The sequence below is a fragment of the Arthrobacter sp. UYCu712 genome (assembly GCF_040547005.1).
Lineage (GTDB): Bacteria > Actinomycetota > Actinomycetes > Actinomycetales > Micrococcaceae > Arthrobacter.
The window spans coordinates 174320-192425 of record NZ_JBEPOZ010000006.1; the positions used below are offsets into that span (position 1 = coordinate 174320).

Sequence of the window (18106 nt, forward strand, 5' to 3'; positions counted from 1 at the left end):
CCCGAGTGTATCCCTAAATGGGAATCATTCCTATTTAGGGATACACCGCGCGCCTGCCTAGTCCTGGCCGAGCCTCCGGTAACCGGTGGCCTGGGTGGCGTCCCGGATCTCGCCGACGAGTTCCTCGATGACGTCCTCGAGGAACAGGACGCCCTGGGTGTGTCCGTCCGGTCCGATCACACGGGCGAGGTGCGAGCCGGTCCGCTGCATGACGGACATGGCTTTCTCGATCTCGTCGTCCATCGCGAGGTTCGCGAGGGAGCGGATGCGGCTTTCGGCGATCGGCTGGTGGTAGGCCGCGTCGGGGATGGACAGGACGTCCTTGATGTGGAGGTAGCCCGAAAGCATGCCGTCCTCATCGAGCATCGGAAAGCGCGAGAAGCCGGTGCGGCTCACGGCCTTCTCAAACTCCACCGGGGTGGTGGCCGCCTTAAACATCACGAGCTTGTCGAGCGGGACCATCACGCGGGACGCGGTGTGTTCCGAGAACTCCAGCGCACCGGTGATCAGCCCGGCGTCGTCGTCCACCAGTCCGTGACGGGTGGATTCCTGCACGATCGACTGGACTTCCTCGAGCGTGAAGGAGGAGGTGACCTCATCCTTCGGCTCGATCCGCATCAGCTTCAGGATGTGGTTCGCGGCCCAGTTCAGGGCTACGATCACCGGCTTGACCATCCGGGCGATGAACATCAGCGGTGGGGCCAGCAGCAGGGCCGCCTTGTCCGCGACGGACACCGAAATGTTCTTCGGCACCATCTCGCCGAAGGTCACGTGCAGGAAGGTAACCGCCAGCAGCGCGACGGCGAAGGCCACGATGTCGGCGATCTCCACCGGGACGCCCACGGCTTCCAGCGGTACCGCCATCAGGTGATGGATGGCCGGTTCCGCGACCTGGAGGATCAGCAGCGAGCACACCGTGATGCCGAGCTGGGCGCAGGCCAGCATGAGGGAGACGTTTTCCATCGCCCGCAGCGTGGTCTGTGCGCGCTTGGACCCGGCCTCGGCCAGCGGTTCGATCTGGCTCCGCCGGGCGGACATGACCGCGAATTCCGCGGCCACGAAGAAGGCGTTGCCAAGGAGCAGGACGGCAAGCCACAGGATTCCTACCCAGTCGCTCATACGGCACCGACCTCGCCGGAGGCGGGGTTCCCGGTGCTGTCCTCGTCCTGGACGCGGGAGGGGGTGAAGCAGATCCGGTCGACCCTGCGCCCGTCCATCCGGGTCACGCTCAGGGTTCCGCCGCCGACGTCGACGGTGTTCCCCACGGTTGGAATGCGGCCCAGCTCGCTCATGATGTAGCCTCCCACCGTTTCGTAGGCAGCTTCGTCGGGCACGGTCAGGCCCGGGATCTGTTCGGAGAGTTCATCGGGCCGGAGGAGCCCCGGGAAGTACCAGTCCCCCGAGGCGCTCTGCAGCAGCCCCGGCCGGACCTTGTCGTGTTCATCGGCGACTTCTCCGACGATTTCTTCCACGAGGTCCTCCAGGGTGGCGACGCCGGCGGTTCCGCCGTACTCGTCGAGGACGACGGCGAGCTGCAGGTTGCCTTCCCGCAGCTCGGCCAGGAGGGCGTCGAGGTGGATGGTTTCCGGGACGCGGAGCACATCGGTCATGATGGCCCCGGCCTCAAGGTTGGCCCGCCGGTCCGAGGGAACGGCGATGGCCTTCTTGATGTGGACCACGCCGCGGATGTCATCGGAGGATTCGCCGATGACCGGGAAGCGCGAGTAGCCCGTGCGCCGGGCGGCTTCCACGATGTCCGAGACCGGCTGGTCCGCGTCGATCGTTTCGACCCGGATGCGGGGCGTCATGACGTCCGCCGCCGTGCGTCCGGAGAACTTCAGCGTCCGGGCCACGAAGTTGGCGGTCCCGGCGTCGAGGGTTCCCATGGCCGCCGAACGGCGCACCAGGGACGCGAGTTCGGCCGGGGTGCGCGCGCCGGAAATTTCCTCCTTGGCCTCGAGCCCGAAGACGTTGAGGACCTTGTTGGAAAAGCCGTTCAGCACCACGATGGCGGGTTTGAAGATGGCGGTGAAGACCAGCTGGGGACGGGCGACGGCCTTGCCGATGGGAAAGGACAAGGCGATGGCCATGTTCTTGGGCACCAGTTCGCCGATCAGCATCGAGAGCAGCGTGGCGAATGCCATCGCGAGGATCAGTGATACCGAGGCCGCGACGGCCTCCGGGACCCCGACGGCGGCGAGCGGACCTTCGAGGAGCTTCCCGACGGACGGTTCCATGACGTAGCCGGTGAGCAACGTTGTCATGGTGATGCCCAGCTGGCAGCTGGAGAGCTGCGTGGAGAGGGACTTGAGGCACTTGAGCAGCGGCACGGCGGCAGTGTCGCCGTTGTCTACTGCCCGCTGGACGGTGGACTGGTCGAGGGCGACCAGTGAGAATTCAACGGCTACGAAGAAGCCGGTGCCGAGGATAAGCAGGAGGCCTGCTGCGAGGAGGAGCCACTCCATTTAGCGGCCTGCTTCCGGAGCAGCGGCACGGTGTGGGTGCTCGTGGAATCTGCCCGGCGGAGGATGGTCGGCGTGGGCCGACCCCGTTTCCTGGAAGGCCCCGGACTGCTGTGATGCCGGAGAGTGATGGGCGCGTGAACGGGGTTTGCCGGCTCTGCGGGTGGACTGCGCGGTAACGGTTTCCGTTCGCCGCTGACAGCCCCCAGGCCGGCACCTAGATTTACTGTCCATAAGAATGTCAGTCTACAGGAGCGGGTGCCGCCGTCCGCCACGTGACGCCCGGCGGCAGCCACCCCGGCAGACGGCGCAAACGCACCGCTTGGTTACCAGCTCTTACCAGCTTTGCGGCACCGGCCGGCCTTCTTCGTAGCCCGCAGCGGACTGGATCCCGGCGACGGCGCGTTCCCGGAAGGCGGCCAGGTCTGCCGCGCCGGCGTAGCTCATGGAGCTGCGGAGCCCTGCGGTGATCATGTCGAGCAGGTCCTCGACGCCGGGGCGGGCAGGGTCCACGTACATGCGCGAGGTGGAGATGCCCTCCTCGAACAACGCCTTGCGGTCCTTTTCGAAAGCGCCCTCGCGCTGGTTGCGGTTCTGGACGGCCCGGGCAGAGGCCATCCCGAAGCTCTCCTTGAACTGCCGGCCGCCGGCATCGAGCTGCAGGTCCCCCGGGCTCTCGTGGGTTCCGGCGAACCAGGAACCGATCATGACCTGGCTGGCGCCGGCCGCCAACGCGAGGGCCACGTCGCGGGGGTACCGGACACCGCCGTCGGCCCAGACCCGGCCGCCGGCCGCACGGGCGGCAGCGGAACATTCCAGCACGGCGGAGAACTGCGGACGGCCCACGGCCGTCATCATCCGGGTGGTGCACATGGCCCCGGGGCCGACGCCGACCTTGACGATGTCCGCCCCTGCCTCGATAAGCTCCCGGGTCGCGTCGCCCGTGACCACGTTGCCGGCCACCACCGGAACGCCGGGGTTGAGGCCCCTGACGGCGGCCAGTGCGTCGAACATTTTCTGCTGGTGGCCGTGCGCGGTGTCCAGGACGAGCACGTTGACTCCGGCGGCGAGGAGTTCCGCCGCCCGGCCGGCGACGTCGCCATTGATCCCGACGGCGGCGGCGACCTTGAGCCGGCCCACATCGTCCAGCGAGGGCCGGTACAGGGTGGAGCGCAGGGCCCCCTTCCGGGTGAGGACGCCGACGAGGGCGCCGTCCTGCTGGACGGGGGCGTAGTCGGTGCCGGCGGCGTCCATCGCGGCAAAGGCGCGGCGCAGCGCTGCCTCCGCTCCGGCGCCGTTTCCGCCGTCGAACGCGCCGTCGAACAGCGCCGCGTCCAGCACCAGCGGCCTGTGCCGGACCACGGAGGCCAGGGACGCGAAGCGGTCCTGGCCCTCGCAGTCCGCGGCACGGATCACGCCGGTGACGGCGCCGGCGTCGTCCACGACGATGACCGCACCATGCGGCCGCTTCCCCATCAGGTGCAGGGCGTCGATGACCGTGTCCAGGGGCGAGAGCGTCACGGGCGTCTCGAGGACCGGGTGGCGGGTCTTGATCCAGGTGGTAACGTCCCGGATCACTTCGAGCGGCACGTCCTGCGGCAGGACGGCGAGTCCGCCGCGCCGGGCCATGGTCTCCGCCATCCTTTTGCCGGTCACCGCCGTCATGTTCGCGGCCACCAGGGGGATCGTGGAGCCGGATCCGTCGTCGGCCGCCAGGTCCACGTCCAGCCGCGACGTGACATCGGAACGGGACGGCACCAGGAAGATGTCCGAATACGTCAGGTCGGTGGTGGGCTCAGTCAGAAATCGCACGCTGCTCCTTGGTAGGCATTCTCAGTGCTCAGGGGTTCTCCCTGCGATTCTAGGCGAGCCTCCGCCCGCCTGCGGAGCGGCTTCGAAAGCCGCCTCCGGAGGCGGCCCCGCGAAGGTTCCGGACCACTACATGATTTGAGTCACCCTTATTGGCGGTTTGGCAAGAATCGTCACTAGACTGACATGGGTCTGGGTTCACTGGACGCGGAGACTGGTTCGATCGTCGTGCTGCGGCACCATGGAAACCAGTGGGAATCAAACTCATGGAAGAGGCGTATTTCAAGTGCCAGAGCAGCCTAGCCACCGTCTACCAGAGGAATTTGGCGGAAACGAGTGGCTCGTTGACGAACTGTACGAGCGTTACCAGCAGGACAAGAACACGGTGGATGCCAAATGGTGGCCGCTGTTCGAGTCCTTCGACGCCGGCGATGGTTCCTCCGCCAACGGGACCTCGGGTGCAGCGCCAGTTGCGCGCCCTGCCACTCGCGAACTTCCCGTGGTAGCACCTGCCGCCGCGCAGCCGGCAGCGCCTGCACCGGCCGCCGCTGCCGCCCCGGTTCCGGCCGCCCCGGTTCCGGCCGCCAAGAAGGCCCCCGCCACCGTGGCCCGTGACGGCGCCAAGACCTCCGACCCCGCCACCGGCACGCAGCCGATCCCGGCCCAGCTGCCCAAGAACGTCAAGGCCCCGACCGCACCGGAAGAGGACGTCGTCTCTGTCCTCCGCGGCCCGGCGAAGGCCATTGCCACCAATATGATTACCAGCCTGGAAGTTCCGACCGCCACGAGCGTCCGGGCCATTCCTGCGAAGCTGCTGATCGACAACCGCGTGGTCATCAACTCCAACCTCGCCCGTGCCCGCGGCGGCAAGGTCTCCTTCACGCACTTGATCGGCTACGCCGTCATCCGCGCCCTGTCCCAGTTCCCCTCGATGAACGTCTACTACGACGAGGTCGACGGCAAGCCGGTGGCTGTCCAGCCCGCGCACGTGAACTTCGGCATCGCCATCGACATGCCGAAGCCGGACGGCACCCGCCTGCTGATGGTGCCCAACATCAAGAAGGCGGAGACGCTTAACTTCTCCGAGTTCTGGCACACCTACGAGGACCTGATCAAGCGTGCCCGCGCCGGCAAGCTGACCGCGGACGACCACTCGGGCACCACGGTCTCACTGACCAACCCGGGCGGCATCGGCACCGTGCACTCGGTACCGCGCCTGTCCAAGGGCCAGGCCGCCATCATCGGCGTCGGCGCACTGGATTACCCCGCCGAGTTCCAGGGCGCCAGCGAGAAGATCATCGCGCAGAACGCCATCAGCAAGGTCCTTACCCTGACGTCCACCTATGACCACCGCGTCATCCAGGGTGCCGGCAGCGGCGAGTTCCTCAAGCTTGTGCACCAGCTCCTGCTCGGTGCCCAGAACTTCTATGACGAGATCTTCGAGTCGCTGCGGATCCCGTACGAGCCCGTGCGCTGGAGCCCGGACCTGCAGGTGGACCCGGCGGACCAGATCAACAAGGTCGCCCGGATCCAGCAGCTCATCCACTCCTACCGGGTCCGCGGACACCTCATGGCGGACACGGATCCGCTCGAGTACGTCCAGCGCAAGCACCCGGACCTCGACGTCCTGACCTACGGGCTGACGCTGTGGGACCTGGACCGCGAATGGCCGACCGGCGGCTTCGGCGGCAAGCCGATGCTCGCCTTCCGCGACATCCTCGGCGTCCTCCGCGACGCGTACTGCCGCACCACCGGCATCGAGTACATGCACATCCAGGACCCGGCCGAGCGCAAGTGGTTCCAGGACCAGCTGGAGCACCCGTACTCCAAGCCGAGCCGCGACGAGCAGCTGCGCATCGTCTCCAAGCTCAACGCCGCCGAAGCCTTCGAGACGTTCCTGCAGACGAAGTTCGTCGGCCAGAAGCGCTTCTCGCTGGAAGGCGGCGAGTCTCTGATCCCGCTGCTGGACGCCATCATCTCCGACGCCGCCGACGACGAACTCGACGAGGTCGCCATCGGCATGGCCCATCGCGGCCGGCTCAACGTGCTCACCAACATCGCCGGCAAGACCTACGCCCAGGTCTTCCGCGAATTCGAAGGCACGCAGGACCCGCGCTCCGTGCAGGGCTCCGGTGACGTCAAGTACCACCTCGGCACCGAAGGCACCTTCACCTCGGACAACGGCAAGGAGACCAAGGTCTACCTCGCCGCCAACCCGTCCCACCTCGAGGCCGTGGACCCCGTCCTCGAAGGCATCGTCCGCGCCAAGCAGGACCGCCTCGACCAGGGCGAAGCGTTCCCCGTGCTGCCGATCATGGTCCACGGCGACGCCGCCTTCGCAGGCCAGGGCGTCGTGGCGGAAACGCTCAACCTCTCCCAGCTGCGCGGCTACCGCACCGGCGGCACCATCCACATCGTGGTCAACAACCAGGTCGGCTTCACCACCGCCCCGTCGTCCTCGCGCTCGTCCACGTACTCCACGGACGTCGCCAAGATGATCCAGGCACCGGTGTTCCACGTGAACGGCGATGACCCGGAGGCAGTGGTCCGGATCGGCCAGCTCGCCTACGAGTTCCGCCAGCGGTTCCACAAGGACGTTGTCATCGACATGGTCTGCTACCGGCGCCGCGGGCACAACGAGGGCGACGATCCCTCGATGACCCAGCCGCTGATGTACAACCTGATCGAAGCCAAGCGTTCGGTCCGCAAGCTGTACACCGAATCACTGATCGGCCGCGGTGATATCACCGAGGAAGAAGCCGAGCAGCTGCTGCGCGACTACCAGGAACGGCTGGAACGCGTCTTCGCGGAGACCCACGCCGCCCAGACGTCCCCGATTCCGATCATCACGGCCGATTCCGCCGCCGTCTCGGACCTGGAGCGCCCGATGGCGCAGCAGAGCGATTCCGGCGTCAACTCTCCGGTGTCCACGGCGATCACCGCCGAGACGCTGGCCCGGATCGGCAAGGCCCACACCGACATCCCCGACGGCTTCACCGTCCACGCGAAGCTCAAGCAGCTGCTGGAGAAGCGCGAGGTGATGTCCCGCGAGGGTGGCATCGACTGGGGCTTCGGTGAACTCGCGGCCTTCGGCTCGCTCGTCATGGAAGGCGTCCCGGTCCGGCTCGCCGGCCAGGACTCCCGCCGCGGCACGTTCGTCCAGCGGCACGCGGTCTTCCACGACCGCGCCAACGGCGACGAGTGGCTCCCCCTGGCCCACCTCACCGAAGACCAGGCGAAGCTGTGGATCTACGACTCCCTGCTTTCGGAATACGCCGCGATGGGCTTCGAGTACGGCTACTCGGTGGAACGCCCGGACGCCCTCGTGCTCTGGGAAGCCCAGTTCGGCGACTTCGTCAACGGCGCCCAGACCATCATCGACGAGTTCATCTCCTCGGCCGAGCAGAAGTGGGGCCAGCGGTCCTCGCTCGTGCTGATGCTGCCGCACGGCTACGAGGGCCAGGGACCGGACCACTCCTCGGCCCGGATCGAACGCTTCCTGCTGATGTGCGCCGAGGAGAACATGATCGTGGCCAACCCCACGACGTCGGCCTCGCACTTCCACCTGTTGCGCCGCCAGGCGTACAGCCGGCCGCGCAAGCCGCTCATCATCTTCACGCCGAAGCAGCTGCTACGCCTTAAGGCCGCCGCCTCGTCCGTGGAGGACTTCACCACGGGTACCTTCCAGACCGTCATCCCCGAGCACGAGCAGCTGCAGGCGGATGCCGTCGAGCGCGTCCTGCTCGTCTCCGGCCGCCTGTACTACGATCTCCTGTCCACCCGGCAGAAGACCGAGGACAAGACGACGGCGATCGTCCGGGTCGAGCAGCTCTACCCGCTGCCCGCCGCCGAGATCGCCGCGGAACTGGCCAAGTACCCGAACGCCGAAGTCGTCTGGGCGCAGGATGAACCTGCCAACCAGGGCCCGTGGCCGTTCATCGGGCTCAACCTGCCAGGCGCCCTCGACCGCCACGTCCGCCTCGTCTCCCGTCCTGCCTCGGCCTCCACGGCCGCAGGATCGATGAAGCGCCACGCGGCCGAGCAGGATGCCCTGCTCAAGCAGGCATTCGCACGCAAGTAAGGTCCTTGCTGCCCGGCCGGAGATGGAAACACGCAACTCCGGCCGGGCAGCTTAGTTTAACCGTCTGTGCCTGACTGACGCCGTCCCCCTGGGCGGCGCAATCGGCGCTTTGGACTGAAGAGGTAGTCGTGGAAGATCGAAAGCTGCGGATCGCAGCCGTTGGCGATGAGCTGCTGGCCGGGCTCGGTGATCCCCGCGCGCTGGGCTGGCTGGGCCGGGTGCTGGCCCGCACTCCGCAGGACGGCATGGCTGTGGAGAGCTATTCCCTGCCCTGCCCGCAGGAAGGCACGGAGGGGTTGGCCGCGCGCTGGCTCGAGGAGGCCGGGCGCCGCTTCAGCGTCCACCACGAGAACCGCCTGGTGATCGGGCTCTCGGGCCGCGACATCGAGTTCGGGCTCTCCACGGCCCGCAGCCGGCTGAACCTGGCCAACATCCTCGATTCCGCCTCACAGAACAAGATCGAAGTCTTCGTTGTGGGGCCGCCGCCCACGCTCGACCCCACGCAGAACCGCCGGCTGGGCGATCTCAACACCGCCTTTGCCGACGTCACCACACGCCGCAAGCACCTGTATGTGGACACGTTCTCGCCGCTGTTGAACCACGAGCAGTGGCGCCAGGACCTGGCGGCCAACGGCGGCACCCCGGGCCAGGCGGGCTACGGCCTGATGGCGTGGCTCGTGCTGCACCGCGGCTGGTTCCAGTGGCTGGGCATGGACGTGCCCGAGTAGGCAGCAGCCCAACCCCGGGTTTCCCGCGCACGCCCGCCGGCCAATCTTGCGATATATCTTGACCGCGATCAATAGGCGATATATCGTGACTTCATAGTCGCGATATATCGTCAGGATGCATCGCAAATAAGGCGCAGGATCCATCCCGGAGGAACCATGGAAGAGAACACCTGGACCGTTACCGGCCCGCAGACCATCGACGTCGACGGCGTCCGCTCGCTCAAGCTCGGCATCGTGCGCGGCCGCTTCGACATCGTCACCCATGACGAGGACGTCGCCCGGATCGAGGTCTCCGAAATCTCCGGAGACCCGCTGGCCGTCACGCTGGTGAACGGCCGGCTCGAAGTGCGCCACCAGCTGCACGGCGCGCAGGGCTGGTTCAAGAACCTCATGGACACCGTCAACAACAGCAGCAGCAATTCGGTGGTCATCAGCATCGCCCTCCCGGCCGGCGTCGAGGTCGAGGCGGGCACCGTCAGCGGTGACGGCATGGTGTCCGGCCTCAGTGGCCATATGCGCCTCAACACGGTCTCCGGCTCCGTCCTCGCCGACGGTACCTCCGGGGAACTGTCCGTCAAGACGGTCAGCGGCGAGGTGATCGCCCGCAACCACCACGGCGTGCTGACCGCCAAGAGCGTCTCGGGAGAAGTCACGGCCTCCGGCGAGTTCAGCAACATCCGCGCCAACACCGTCAGTGGCGACCTGAGCTTCGACCTGCACGGCTTCACCCACGACTTCGGCGCCAACTCCGTCTCGGGGGACGTCACCATCCGGCTGCCGCACGACGTCGGCGTCGATATCGTCGCGAAGTCCGCCAGCGGCGCCGTCGTCATTGACGACCTGACGTACACGCAGCCCGGCGGCACCGTCCAGACGATCGCCGGCCCCGACGCCCAGCTCATGCTGGTCCGGACCAACTCAGTCTCCGGAAAGACGTCGATCTTCCACGGGACCGCGGACACCGGAGCGGGACTCTGATGCCTCCCGTCTTCGCCCACGGCGCACTGCGGCTGTACCTGCTGGCGCTGCTTGAGACCGGGCCCAAGCACGGCTACGAGCTCATCAAGGCCCTCAGCGACCGCTTCGGCGGCACCTACTCCCCCAGCGCCGGGACCATCTATCCCCGGCTGGGCAAGCTCGAGGAGGAGGGGCTCGTGGCCACGCAGACGGAAGGCCGCCGGACCAACTACAGCATCACCCCTGCCGGCCTGGTCGAGCTCGACAGCCGCCGGGATGAGCTCGCCGGCGTGGAGAACGACATCTCCGCCTCGGTCCGCAGGCTCGCCGACAACCTGCGCCAGGACATCCGCATCAACATGCAGGGACTCCGGGCGGACCTCGCCGCGACGGCCGAGGCCGCACGGTCCGCCGCCCGCACGGCGGGATCACCGGCCGGGGCCGCGACAGGTCCCCACTTCTCCCAGGAGGGCGACCGCCGGCTGCGGGAAGCCGAAATGCTGGTCCAGGCCTTCCGCGATGATATCCGCGTTGAACTGCGCCGCCACGGCAGCCGTCACCCCGTCACGCCGGTCACCCTGGAGACGGTCAGGACCGTGCTTGACCAGGCCCGGATCTCCATCCGCAGCTCGTTTGAGCCGTGAGACGCCGCCCGGCCGCCCGGTTCGCGGCAGGTGCCCCAATGTGGGAGACTTGAGGGCAGCTCTTTTGAGTACCAATATTAAGGAGGCCAGCTATGAGCAAGCGTGCACGTAAACGTCGTGACCGTAAGCGTGGCGGCGCGAACCACGGCAAGCGCCCCAACGCCTAAGCAAAAGCTTGGAATGACAGCTTTAACTGAATGACCCCGGAAACCTCACGGTTCCCGGGGTCATTCACTTTGTCAGCCTGGCCGCCGAGGACTCAGGCTTCAACCGTGCGGATCAAATGGATCCTGTCGAGAATCGAGTTCTTGAGGTTCTCGGGGGCAGCTTCCGTGCACGAACGCTTCACCATCACGCGGATGACGCATTCGAGGTCGTACTGCTCGAAGCACTCCGGACACCCGTCCAGATGGTCCTTGATCTCAGCGATGTCATCGCGCGTCAGCGCGCCATCCAGATACTCGTAGATGCGTTGCATCCGGGCGTCGTCGCAATCGCCCAGTCCCTGGCAGTCGCTCATTTCCTGTTCTCCTGTTTGTTGCTTCCGGCCGCGGCAGTTGACTCGGTGGCGGCCTTGAATCCACGCTCGGCGGCGTAGTCGGCGAGCATGTCCCGCAGCATCTTCCGGCCCCGGTGCAGCCGGGACATGACGGTCCCGATCGGGGTGTTCATGATGTCCGAAATTTCCTTGTACGCGAAGCCCTCGACATCGGCGAAGTAGACGGCCAGCCGGAACTCTTCGGGGATGGCCTGCAGGGCACGCTTCACGTCCGAATCCGGCAGGTGGTCCAGGGCTTCGGCCTCGGCCGACCTCAGCCCCGAGGAGGTGTGCGACTCGGCGCGTGCCAGCTGCCAGTCCTCGATGGTGTCCGAATTCGACTGCAACGGCTCACGTTGCCGCTTGCGGTACAGGTTGATGTACGTGTTGGTGAGGATGCGGTACAGCCACGCCTTGAGGTTGGTGCCCGGCTTGTACTGGTGGAAGGCCGAGAACGCCTTTGTGTATGCCTCCTGGACCAGGTCCTCTGCATCTGCAGGGTTACGGGCCATCCGCATGGCCGCGGAATACAACTGGTCGACGTACTGCATCGCGTCGCGCTCAAAACGGACCCGCCGCTCTTCAGCGGTTTCGGTCGAGGTGTCCAGCGGTTTCCCGTCCACCACCGTCTCCTGCGCAGGATCGGGCGATGCGCCGGCAGGGCTGGCAGCGGGGGTCTTGCTGGGCTTGGCGTCGTTTCCGGCAACCTCGTGCGTGGCCGCAACGGCCGGATCCATGGTGCTCATTGCCTTCAAGTCTACTGTCACCTTCCGGCGGGCAGCCGAAACTGTGCCCAGGTCCTCAACCCGGCGCACCGGACGGGCCGTGGTCCAGGGATTCCCGGGCCCGGTCTCCAGCTCTGTCTCCCACTCCTTGCTTGACTTCACCAACAACAAATTTCCGCCTCCCTGCCGTCGCGGCCGCGCGCCACAACGCCACTGCTTCTTGCACTGCCGTGTTCTTGGACCGCTGTGTTCCGGCCCGCAACCCGGGGCCGAACGGACTCCTGATCCAGCCACTGCAAGCGGCCGGAACCTGCAATTGACAACCACACACAACAGGCAAATATTCCGCAAAAGTGCAAGACTAGAACCGGTTCTCCCGCTTCGGTTCCGCGGTTCGTCCATCCAGGAGGAAATTCATGTCCTTTGTCCGTTTTCTTGCCCGGCCCATGCTCGCCTCCAGTTTCGTCCTCGCAGGCATGGACAAGTTGAAGAATGCGGATGACACTGCGGCACAGTTGTCTCCTCTCTTGCGCCGCGCGGCCGAATCGCTGCCCTTCCAGACCAACGAGAAAGTGCTTGCCCGCGTCATCGGCGGCACCCAGGTCGGCGCCGGCGTGTGCCTCGCGCTGGGCAAGTCCTCGCGCCTGGCCGCCACCGTGCTGGCCGTCATCTCGGCATTGAACGGCTACGTGGAATGGCGTAGTGCGGACATCACCTCCAAGGCGGGCCGCGACGCCCGGCGGAAGCAGCTGTTGAAGAACGTCTCGCTGACCGGCGGCGTCCTGCTGGCCTCCGTCGACACCAACGGAAAGCCCAGCCTCGCCTGGCGCGCGGAGCACCTCGCCGCTGACGCCCGCAGGAACGCCGGCCACCTCGCCGCCGACGTCAAGAAGACCAGCGGCAAGCAGCTCAAGAAGGCCGACAAGGCCGTCCGCAAGGCCGTAGACCACACCGTCGGAGCATAAGAAGGCAATGACAGGCGCCACCCCCACAGCAGCAACCACGCCCGTCCCGGCAGCCGGGGCGCCGCACTGGCGGGCACCGTTTGCCGCGCGGCCCGTCGACGCGACGGTCACCGTTCCGGGGTCCAAGTCCCTGACCAACCGATACCTCGTGCTGGCCGCCCTGGCCGACGGCCCCTCGCGGTTGCGCGCCCCCCTGCATTCGCGGGACTCGGCGCTGATGATCGAGGCGCTCCGCCAGCTCGGAGCCACCATCACGGAGATTCCGGGGGACGGCGCCTTCGGCCCCGACCTGGAAATCACGCCGATCAGCCTTGAGGCCTCCACGGACCGGACCGGCATCGACTGCGGACTCGCGGGCACTGTCATGCGCTTCGTCCCGCCGGTCGCGGCGCTCCGCCACGGCGAGAGCCTGTTCGACGGCGACCCGCACGCCCGCAACCGCCCGATGGGCGCCATCATCGGCGCCCTCAGCGGGCTCGGCGTCGACGTCAGCGCGCCCGACGGCGGACCGGCGTCGTCCCTGCCGTTCACCGTCCAGGGCACAGGCGAAGTCCGCGGCGGGCACCTCGTCATCGACGCCAGCGCCTCCTCGCAGTTCGTCTCCGCCCTGCTGCTCGCCGGTGCCCGCTTCACCGAGGGTCTGCACCTTGAACACGTAGGCAAGCCCGTCCCCAGCCTGGACCACATCGGCATGACGGTCGCCGTGCTGCGGGGAGTCGGTGTCGCCGTGGACGATTCCGTCCCGAACCACTGGATCGTCTCCCCCGGCCCCATCCGCGCCTTCGACCACCACATCGAGCAGGACCTCTCCAACGCAGGACCGTTCCTCGCCGCCGCCCTGGCGACCCGCGGCACCGTCCGGATCCCGGGCTGGCCCGACGCGACCACCCAGGTGGGAGACCTCTGGCGGAACATCCTCACCACCATGGGCGCCACCGTCACCCTCGAGGGCGGCACGTTGACAGTGGCCGGCGGCCCGGAGATCACCGGCGGCGACTTCGATGAAACCAGCGAGCTCGCCCCGACCGTCGCGGCGCTCTGCGCCCTCGCCACGGGACCGTCGCGCCTCAGCGGCATCGCCCACCTCCGGGGACACGAAACGGACCGGCTGGCCGCACTCGTGGCCGAGATCAACCGCCTGGGCGGCGACGCCGAGGAAACCAGTGACGGCCTGATCATCCGGCCCGCTGCGCTCCATGCCGGCGTCGTCCACAGCTATGCGGACCACCGCATGGCCACGGCAGGGGCCATCCTGGGCCTTGCAGTGCCTGGCATCGAGGTCGAGGACATCGCGGCCACGGCCAAGACCATGCCGGATTTCCCCCTGCTGTGGGAAGCGATGCTGGCCCAAGGCAGCACCGGAGAAACCGCCGCGGCCCCCGCAGACACAAAGGACGCCACCCGTGGCCCGCAGCACTGACTCCTGGGACGAATCGGATGTCCGGATCCGGCCCAACAAAAAGGGCACACGGCCGCGCACCAAGGACCGTCCCAGCTATGACGACGCCGTCACCGGCCGGATCATCACCGTCGACCGCGGACGCTACACCGCCGTAGTAGGCGAGGGCACCGGGGAGGAACGCAAGATCATCGCCGCCCGCGCCCGGGAACTGCGCCGCAACCCCGTGGTGGCCGGCGACTTCGTCTCGCTCGTCGGCGACGTCACCGGCGAACCGGACACCCTTGCCCGGCTCGTGAAGATCCAGGACCGCAACACACTCCTGCGGCGCAGCGCCGACGACACCGATCCGATCGAGCGCGCCGTCGTCGCGAACGCGGACCAGCTCGTGATCGTGGTGGCTGCCGCCAACCCGGAGCCGCGGACCGGGTTCATCGACCGCGCCCTCGTGGCCGCCTACGACGCCGGCATCGCTCCCCTGCTCCTCGTCACGAAAGCCGACGTCAAGGATCCCGCCGAGCTGCTCTCCAACTACCAGCACCTGGATTTCCCGGTCATCATCAGCAAAACGGCGGACTCGGCCGCCTCCGGCATCGACGCCCGCTCGGACGACGGGCTGTCCGCCCGGCTGGACAAGGACGCGGTGTCACAGCTGCGCGACTACCTCGACGGCAAGGTCACGGTCATGCTCGGCCACTCCGGCGTCGGCAAGTCCACCATGGTCAACGCCCTCACCGGCGCCGAGCGCGCCACCGGCGGCGTCAACGCGGTCACCGGCCGCGGCCGGCACACCTCGTCCTCGGCACTGGCGCTCAAGGTCAACGATGCGCCCGCCGGCAGCTGGATCATCGACACCCCGGGCATCCGGTCCTTCGGCCTGGCCCACGTGGATCCGGACCGGATCCTGCGTTCCTTCCCGGACCTGGAACCCGGCACGGACAACTGCGAACGGGGCTGCAAGCACGACACGAGCGCCGTCAACTGCGGCGTCGATGCCTGGGTCGCGGCAGGCCACGCGGGACCGTCCGGCCCGGCCCGGCTCACGTCGCTGCGCCGCCTCCTCGGCACGGACCCGCGGATGGAAGCGCAGGACGTCAAGGAACTCGGCACCGTTTCGTAGGCCCGGCGCGGTGCACGCCGGGGCCGCCCCGCGGTGTCCCGGGGCCGTGGCCTCCCGGCGGGCGGCCCGCTTTGGCGGTAGTTTGGAACCATGAGTCAACCCGCTTCGAGCTACAACGATGACCTGCGCCTTGCCCATGTACTGGCAGATTCCGTCGATTCCCAGACCATGAGCCGCTTCAAGGCGCTCGATCTTCGGATCGAAACGAAGCCTGACCTGACGCCGGTCACCGACGCCGACAAGTCCGCCGAGGAAGCGATCCGCGGCCAGCTGTCCCGCTCCCGCCCACGCGACGCCGTCCTCGGCGAGGAATTCGGCAGCTCCGGCCACGGGTCGCGGCGCTGGATCATCGACCCGATCGACGGGACCAAGAACTTCGTCCGCGGCGTCCCCGTCTGGGCCACCCTGATCGCCCTCGTCGACGAGGGAGAGCCCGTCGTCGGCGTCGTCAGCGCCCCGGCCCTGGGCAAGCGCTGGTGGGCGGCCAAGGGCGCCGGCGCCTACATGGGACGCTCGCTCGCCGCCGCGACCCGGCTGCGGGTCTCCAACGTGTCCCAGCTTTCGGACGCCTCGCTGTCCTACTCGAGCCTGGGCGGCTGGAAGGAACGCGGAAACCTTGACGAGTTCCTCGGCCTGACGGAGGAGGTCTGGCGGACCCGCGCCTACGGCGACTTCTGGTCCTACTGCCTCGTGGCGGAGGGCGCCGTCGACATCGCCTGCGAACCCGAACTGAACCTCTACGACATGGCGGCCCTGGTCCCGATCGTCACCGAAGCCGGCGGCCGTTTCACGTCCCTCGAAGGCGAGGACGGGCCCTTCGGCGGCAACGCCCTCGCCACCAACTCGATCCTGCACTCCGAGGTCCTCAAGCGCCTCAACCCGGGACTGGACGACCTGCTCTAAGCAGCCTTCGCACGAATTAATGACGCCGGCGGCCCCCAGATTCGGGGCCGCCGGCGTCTTTTCTTCGCCCAATCCGGCCTTTCCCGGCGGCGCGTAACATTACGCTTCATATTGGCCCCCGCCTTTTCCGCGGCAGCAGGGATGTCCTAGGCTCGAAGCAGGTCACGAGTGCCAGCGCTAAACCCCGGTTTGCTGGCCGGCAACCCTCCATTCGCGGTGGGGTGCCCCGGGTGACGACCTGGCCGGTCCTGACTGGACCCGGCAAGCGCGGATCCCCGGTGCGTGGGGTCCTTTTTCAAGCGAGGTCCCATGACGACTGCCACCATTCCCGCCACCCACTCCCCGTCCGCGACGGCGCTGCCCGACCGTTTCGCCGTCGCCGGCCGGCCGTTCGCCGCCGTCACCGGCGCGGAGATCCAGGCCCCGCTGATCCAGGGCGGACACGTCCGCTACGCGAACCTGGACTACGGAGCGTCCGCGCCCGCCCTGTCCGTGGTGTCGGCCTACCTGAACGAGATCCTGCCGTTCTACGCGAGCGTCCACCGCGGCGCCGGGTACGCCTCCCAGATCAGCACCTCCGTCTACGAAAACGCCCGCGACATTGTGCGCGAGTTTGTCGGCGGACGCCCGGACGACTCGGTGATCTTCACCCGCAACACCACCGATTCGCTGAACCTGCTGGCCGGCTGCCTGCCCGTCGCGGACGGCCGCCACACCGGCGAGGTCCTCTACCTCGACATCGAGCACCACGCCAACCTGCTGCCGTGGCAGTCCGTACCGCACCGCAGCGTCGTCGCCGCTCCCACCCTGGCGGAGACCCTCGGGAAGCTCCGCGAACAGCTCGCGCTCGGCGGCGTCAGCCTCCTGGCCGTCACCGGCGCCTCGAACGTCACGGGCGAGATCCTGCCGGTCCGCGCCCTCGCCGCCCTCGCCCACGAATACGGCGCCCGGATCGTCGTCGACGCCGCGCAGCTTGCCCCGCACCGGCGCATCAACGTGGCCGCGGACGGCATCGACTACCTCGCTTTCTCGGGCCACAAGCTCTACGCACCGTTCGGGTCCGGCGTGCTGGTGGGCCGCCCGGACTGGCTCGACGCCGGAACCCCGCACCTCGCCGGCGGCGGAGCGGTCAGCGACGCCAGGCTCGACACGGTCAGCTGGACCACCGGTCCGGCCCGGCACGAGGGCGGCTCCCCCAATGTCCTGGGTGCCGCCACGCTGGCCCGGGCCACCCAGGTGATAGCGGCCCTTGACCGGACGCGGTGGCACGCCCACGAGGACGCCATCCGGTCCTTCCTGGTTGAGGGACTCCGCCGGATCGACGGCGTGACCGTGCACCAGATCTTCTCGGACACGGACCCCGAAGACCACGGGCAGGGCGCCGGCACGATCGGCGTCGTCAATTTCTCCGTGGAAGGCTACGACGCCGGCCTGGTGGCCGCGTATCTTTCCGCCGAACACGGCATCGGCCTGCGCGACGGCCGGTTCTGCGCCCATCCGCTGCTCAAGCGGCTCGGCCTCCCGTCCGGTTCGCTGCGGGCCAGCTTCGGTCTCGGCTCACGGCTCGAAGACGCGCAGCGGCTGCTCGCCGGGATCCAGGAACTGCGGCAGGCCGGCCTCGGCTGGGACTACGTGGTGGATGCCGGCCGCTGGGTGCCGTCCAACGACACCCGCAGCTACCCGCACTGGGCGCCGAACACCCCCGGCACCGCCGGCGCCGCGCCGTGCACCGTGGTGGAGTAGGCGCCCGAACCACTGGCGCGTGCGCAGCGGTC

The 18106-nt window shown here is 67.9% G+C and carries 15 protein-coding genes and 1 riboswitch; of the genes, 10 read left to right on the forward strand and 5 right to left on the reverse strand.

Annotation, left to right across the window (positions count from 1 at the left end):
• Positions 1-57: 57 nt before the first annotated feature.
• The 3 genes from ABIB51_RS08625 to ABIB51_RS08635 all read right to left on the reverse strand — a co-directional run bounded on the left by ABIB51_RS08625 (position 58) and on the right by ABIB51_RS08635 (position 4274).
• Positions 58-1119 (reverse strand): hemolysin family protein, encoded by a 1062-nt coding sequence (locus ABIB51_RS08625; protein WP_354187429.1) that lies wholly within the window; start codon positions 1117-1119, stop codon positions 58-60.
• Positions 1116-2465 carry a hemolysin family protein gene (locus ABIB51_RS08630; RefSeq protein WP_354187431.1) on the reverse strand — a complete coding sequence of 450 codons (1350 nt, stop codon included), beginning with the start codon at positions 2463-2465 and terminating at the stop codon, positions 1116-1118. The genes ABIB51_RS08625 and ABIB51_RS08630 overlap by 4 nt, the downstream gene beginning before the upstream one ends.
• Positions 2466-2798: 333 nt before the next feature.
• Positions 2799-4274: a GuaB1 family IMP dehydrogenase-related protein gene (locus tag ABIB51_RS08635; protein ID WP_354187433.1), complete on the reverse strand. Its 1476-nt coding sequence runs from the start codon at positions 4272-4274 to the stop codon at positions 2799-2801.
• A 283-nt stretch (positions 4275-4557) separates the two neighbouring features.
• On the opposite strand from ABIB51_RS08635, the gene ABIB51_RS08640 reads away from it, so the two are divergent.
• The 5 genes from ABIB51_RS08640 to ABIB51_RS23190 all read left to right on the forward strand — a co-directional run bounded on the left by ABIB51_RS08640 (position 4558) and on the right by ABIB51_RS23190 (position 10848).
• On the forward strand, positions 4558-8352 hold the full coding sequence (locus tag ABIB51_RS08640; protein WP_354187435.1) for a multifunctional oxoglutarate decarboxylase/oxoglutarate dehydrogenase thiamine pyrophosphate-binding subunit/dihydrolipoyllysine-residue succinyltransferase subunit: 3795 nt from the start codon (positions 4558-4560) through the stop codon (positions 8350-8352).
• A gap of 128 nt (positions 8353-8480) precedes the next feature.
• Positions 8481-9080 carry a GDSL-type esterase/lipase family protein gene (locus tag ABIB51_RS08645; RefSeq protein WP_354187437.1) on the forward strand — a complete coding sequence of 200 codons (600 nt, stop codon included), beginning with the start codon at positions 8481-8483 and terminating at the stop codon, positions 9078-9080.
• A gap of 156 nt (positions 9081-9236) precedes the next feature.
• Positions 9237-10058 carry a DUF4097 family beta strand repeat-containing protein gene (locus ABIB51_RS08650; protein ID WP_354187439.1) on the forward strand — a complete coding sequence of 274 codons (822 nt, stop codon included), beginning with the start codon at positions 9237-9239 and terminating at the stop codon, positions 10056-10058.
• The gene (locus ABIB51_RS08655; protein WP_354187441.1) at positions 10058-10681 is read left to right on the forward strand and encodes a PadR family transcriptional regulator; all 624 of its coding nucleotides are present in this window, start codon (positions 10058-10060) and stop codon (positions 10679-10681) included. Before ABIB51_RS08650 ends, ABIB51_RS08655 begins: the two co-directional genes overlap by 1 nt.
• 92 nt (positions 10682-10773) lie before the next feature.
• The gene (locus ABIB51_RS23190) at positions 10774-10848 is read left to right on the forward strand and encodes a 50S ribosomal protein bL37 (RefSeq protein ID WP_104061284.1); all 75 of its coding nucleotides are present in this window, start codon (positions 10774-10776) and stop codon (positions 10846-10848) included.
• A 92-nt stretch (positions 10849-10940) separates the two neighbouring features.
• Here ABIB51_RS23190 and rsrA read toward each other — a convergent pair whose 3' ends face one another.
• The gene (gene rsrA / locus ABIB51_RS08660; RefSeq protein WP_354187443.1) at positions 10941-11201 is read right to left on the reverse strand and encodes a mycothiol system anti-sigma-R factor; all 261 of its coding nucleotides are present in this window, start codon (positions 11199-11201) and stop codon (positions 10941-10943) included.
• On the reverse strand, positions 11198-11965 hold the full coding sequence (locus ABIB51_RS08665; protein ID WP_354187445.1) for a sigma-70 family RNA polymerase sigma factor: 768 nt from the start codon (positions 11963-11965) through the stop codon (positions 11198-11200). Before ABIB51_RS08665 ends, rsrA begins: the two co-directional genes overlap by 4 nt.
• A 395-nt stretch (positions 11966-12360) precedes the next feature.
• Here ABIB51_RS08665 and ABIB51_RS08670 point away from each other — a divergent pair, with 395 nt between their 5' ends.
• The 5 genes from ABIB51_RS08670 to ABIB51_RS08690 all read left to right on the forward strand — a co-directional run bounded on the left by ABIB51_RS08670 (position 12361) and on the right by ABIB51_RS08690 (position 18074).
• Entirely contained in the window at positions 12361-12909 is a 549-nt protein-coding gene (locus tag ABIB51_RS08670) for a DoxX family protein (RefSeq protein ID WP_354187447.1), read from the forward strand.
• A 7-nt stretch (positions 12910-12916) separates the two neighbouring features.
• Positions 12917-14329: a 3-phosphoshikimate 1-carboxyvinyltransferase gene (gene aroA / locus ABIB51_RS08675; protein WP_354187449.1), complete on the forward strand. Its 1413-nt coding sequence runs from the start codon at positions 12917-12919 to the stop codon at positions 14327-14329.
• Positions 14313-15428: a ribosome small subunit-dependent GTPase A gene (gene rsgA / locus ABIB51_RS08680; RefSeq protein WP_354187451.1), complete on the forward strand. Its 1116-nt coding sequence runs from the start codon at positions 14313-14315 to the stop codon at positions 15426-15428. Before aroA ends, rsgA begins: the two co-directional genes overlap by 17 nt.
• A 90-nt stretch (positions 15429-15518) precedes the next feature.
• Positions 15519-16331: a histidinol-phosphatase gene (hisN, locus tag ABIB51_RS08685; RefSeq protein WP_354187453.1), complete on the forward strand. Its 813-nt coding sequence runs from the start codon at positions 15519-15521 to the stop codon at positions 16329-16331.
• Positions 16332-16491: 160 nt separating this feature from the next.
• A riboswitch (SAM riboswitch) is annotated at positions 16492-16605 on the forward strand.
• Positions 16606-16640: 35 nt separating this feature from the next.
• Positions 16641-18074 carry an aminotransferase class V-fold PLP-dependent enzyme gene (locus ABIB51_RS08690; RefSeq protein ID WP_354187455.1) on the forward strand — a complete coding sequence of 478 codons (1434 nt, stop codon included), beginning with the start codon at positions 16641-16643 and terminating at the stop codon, positions 18072-18074.
• Positions 18075-18106 lie beyond the last annotated feature (32 nt).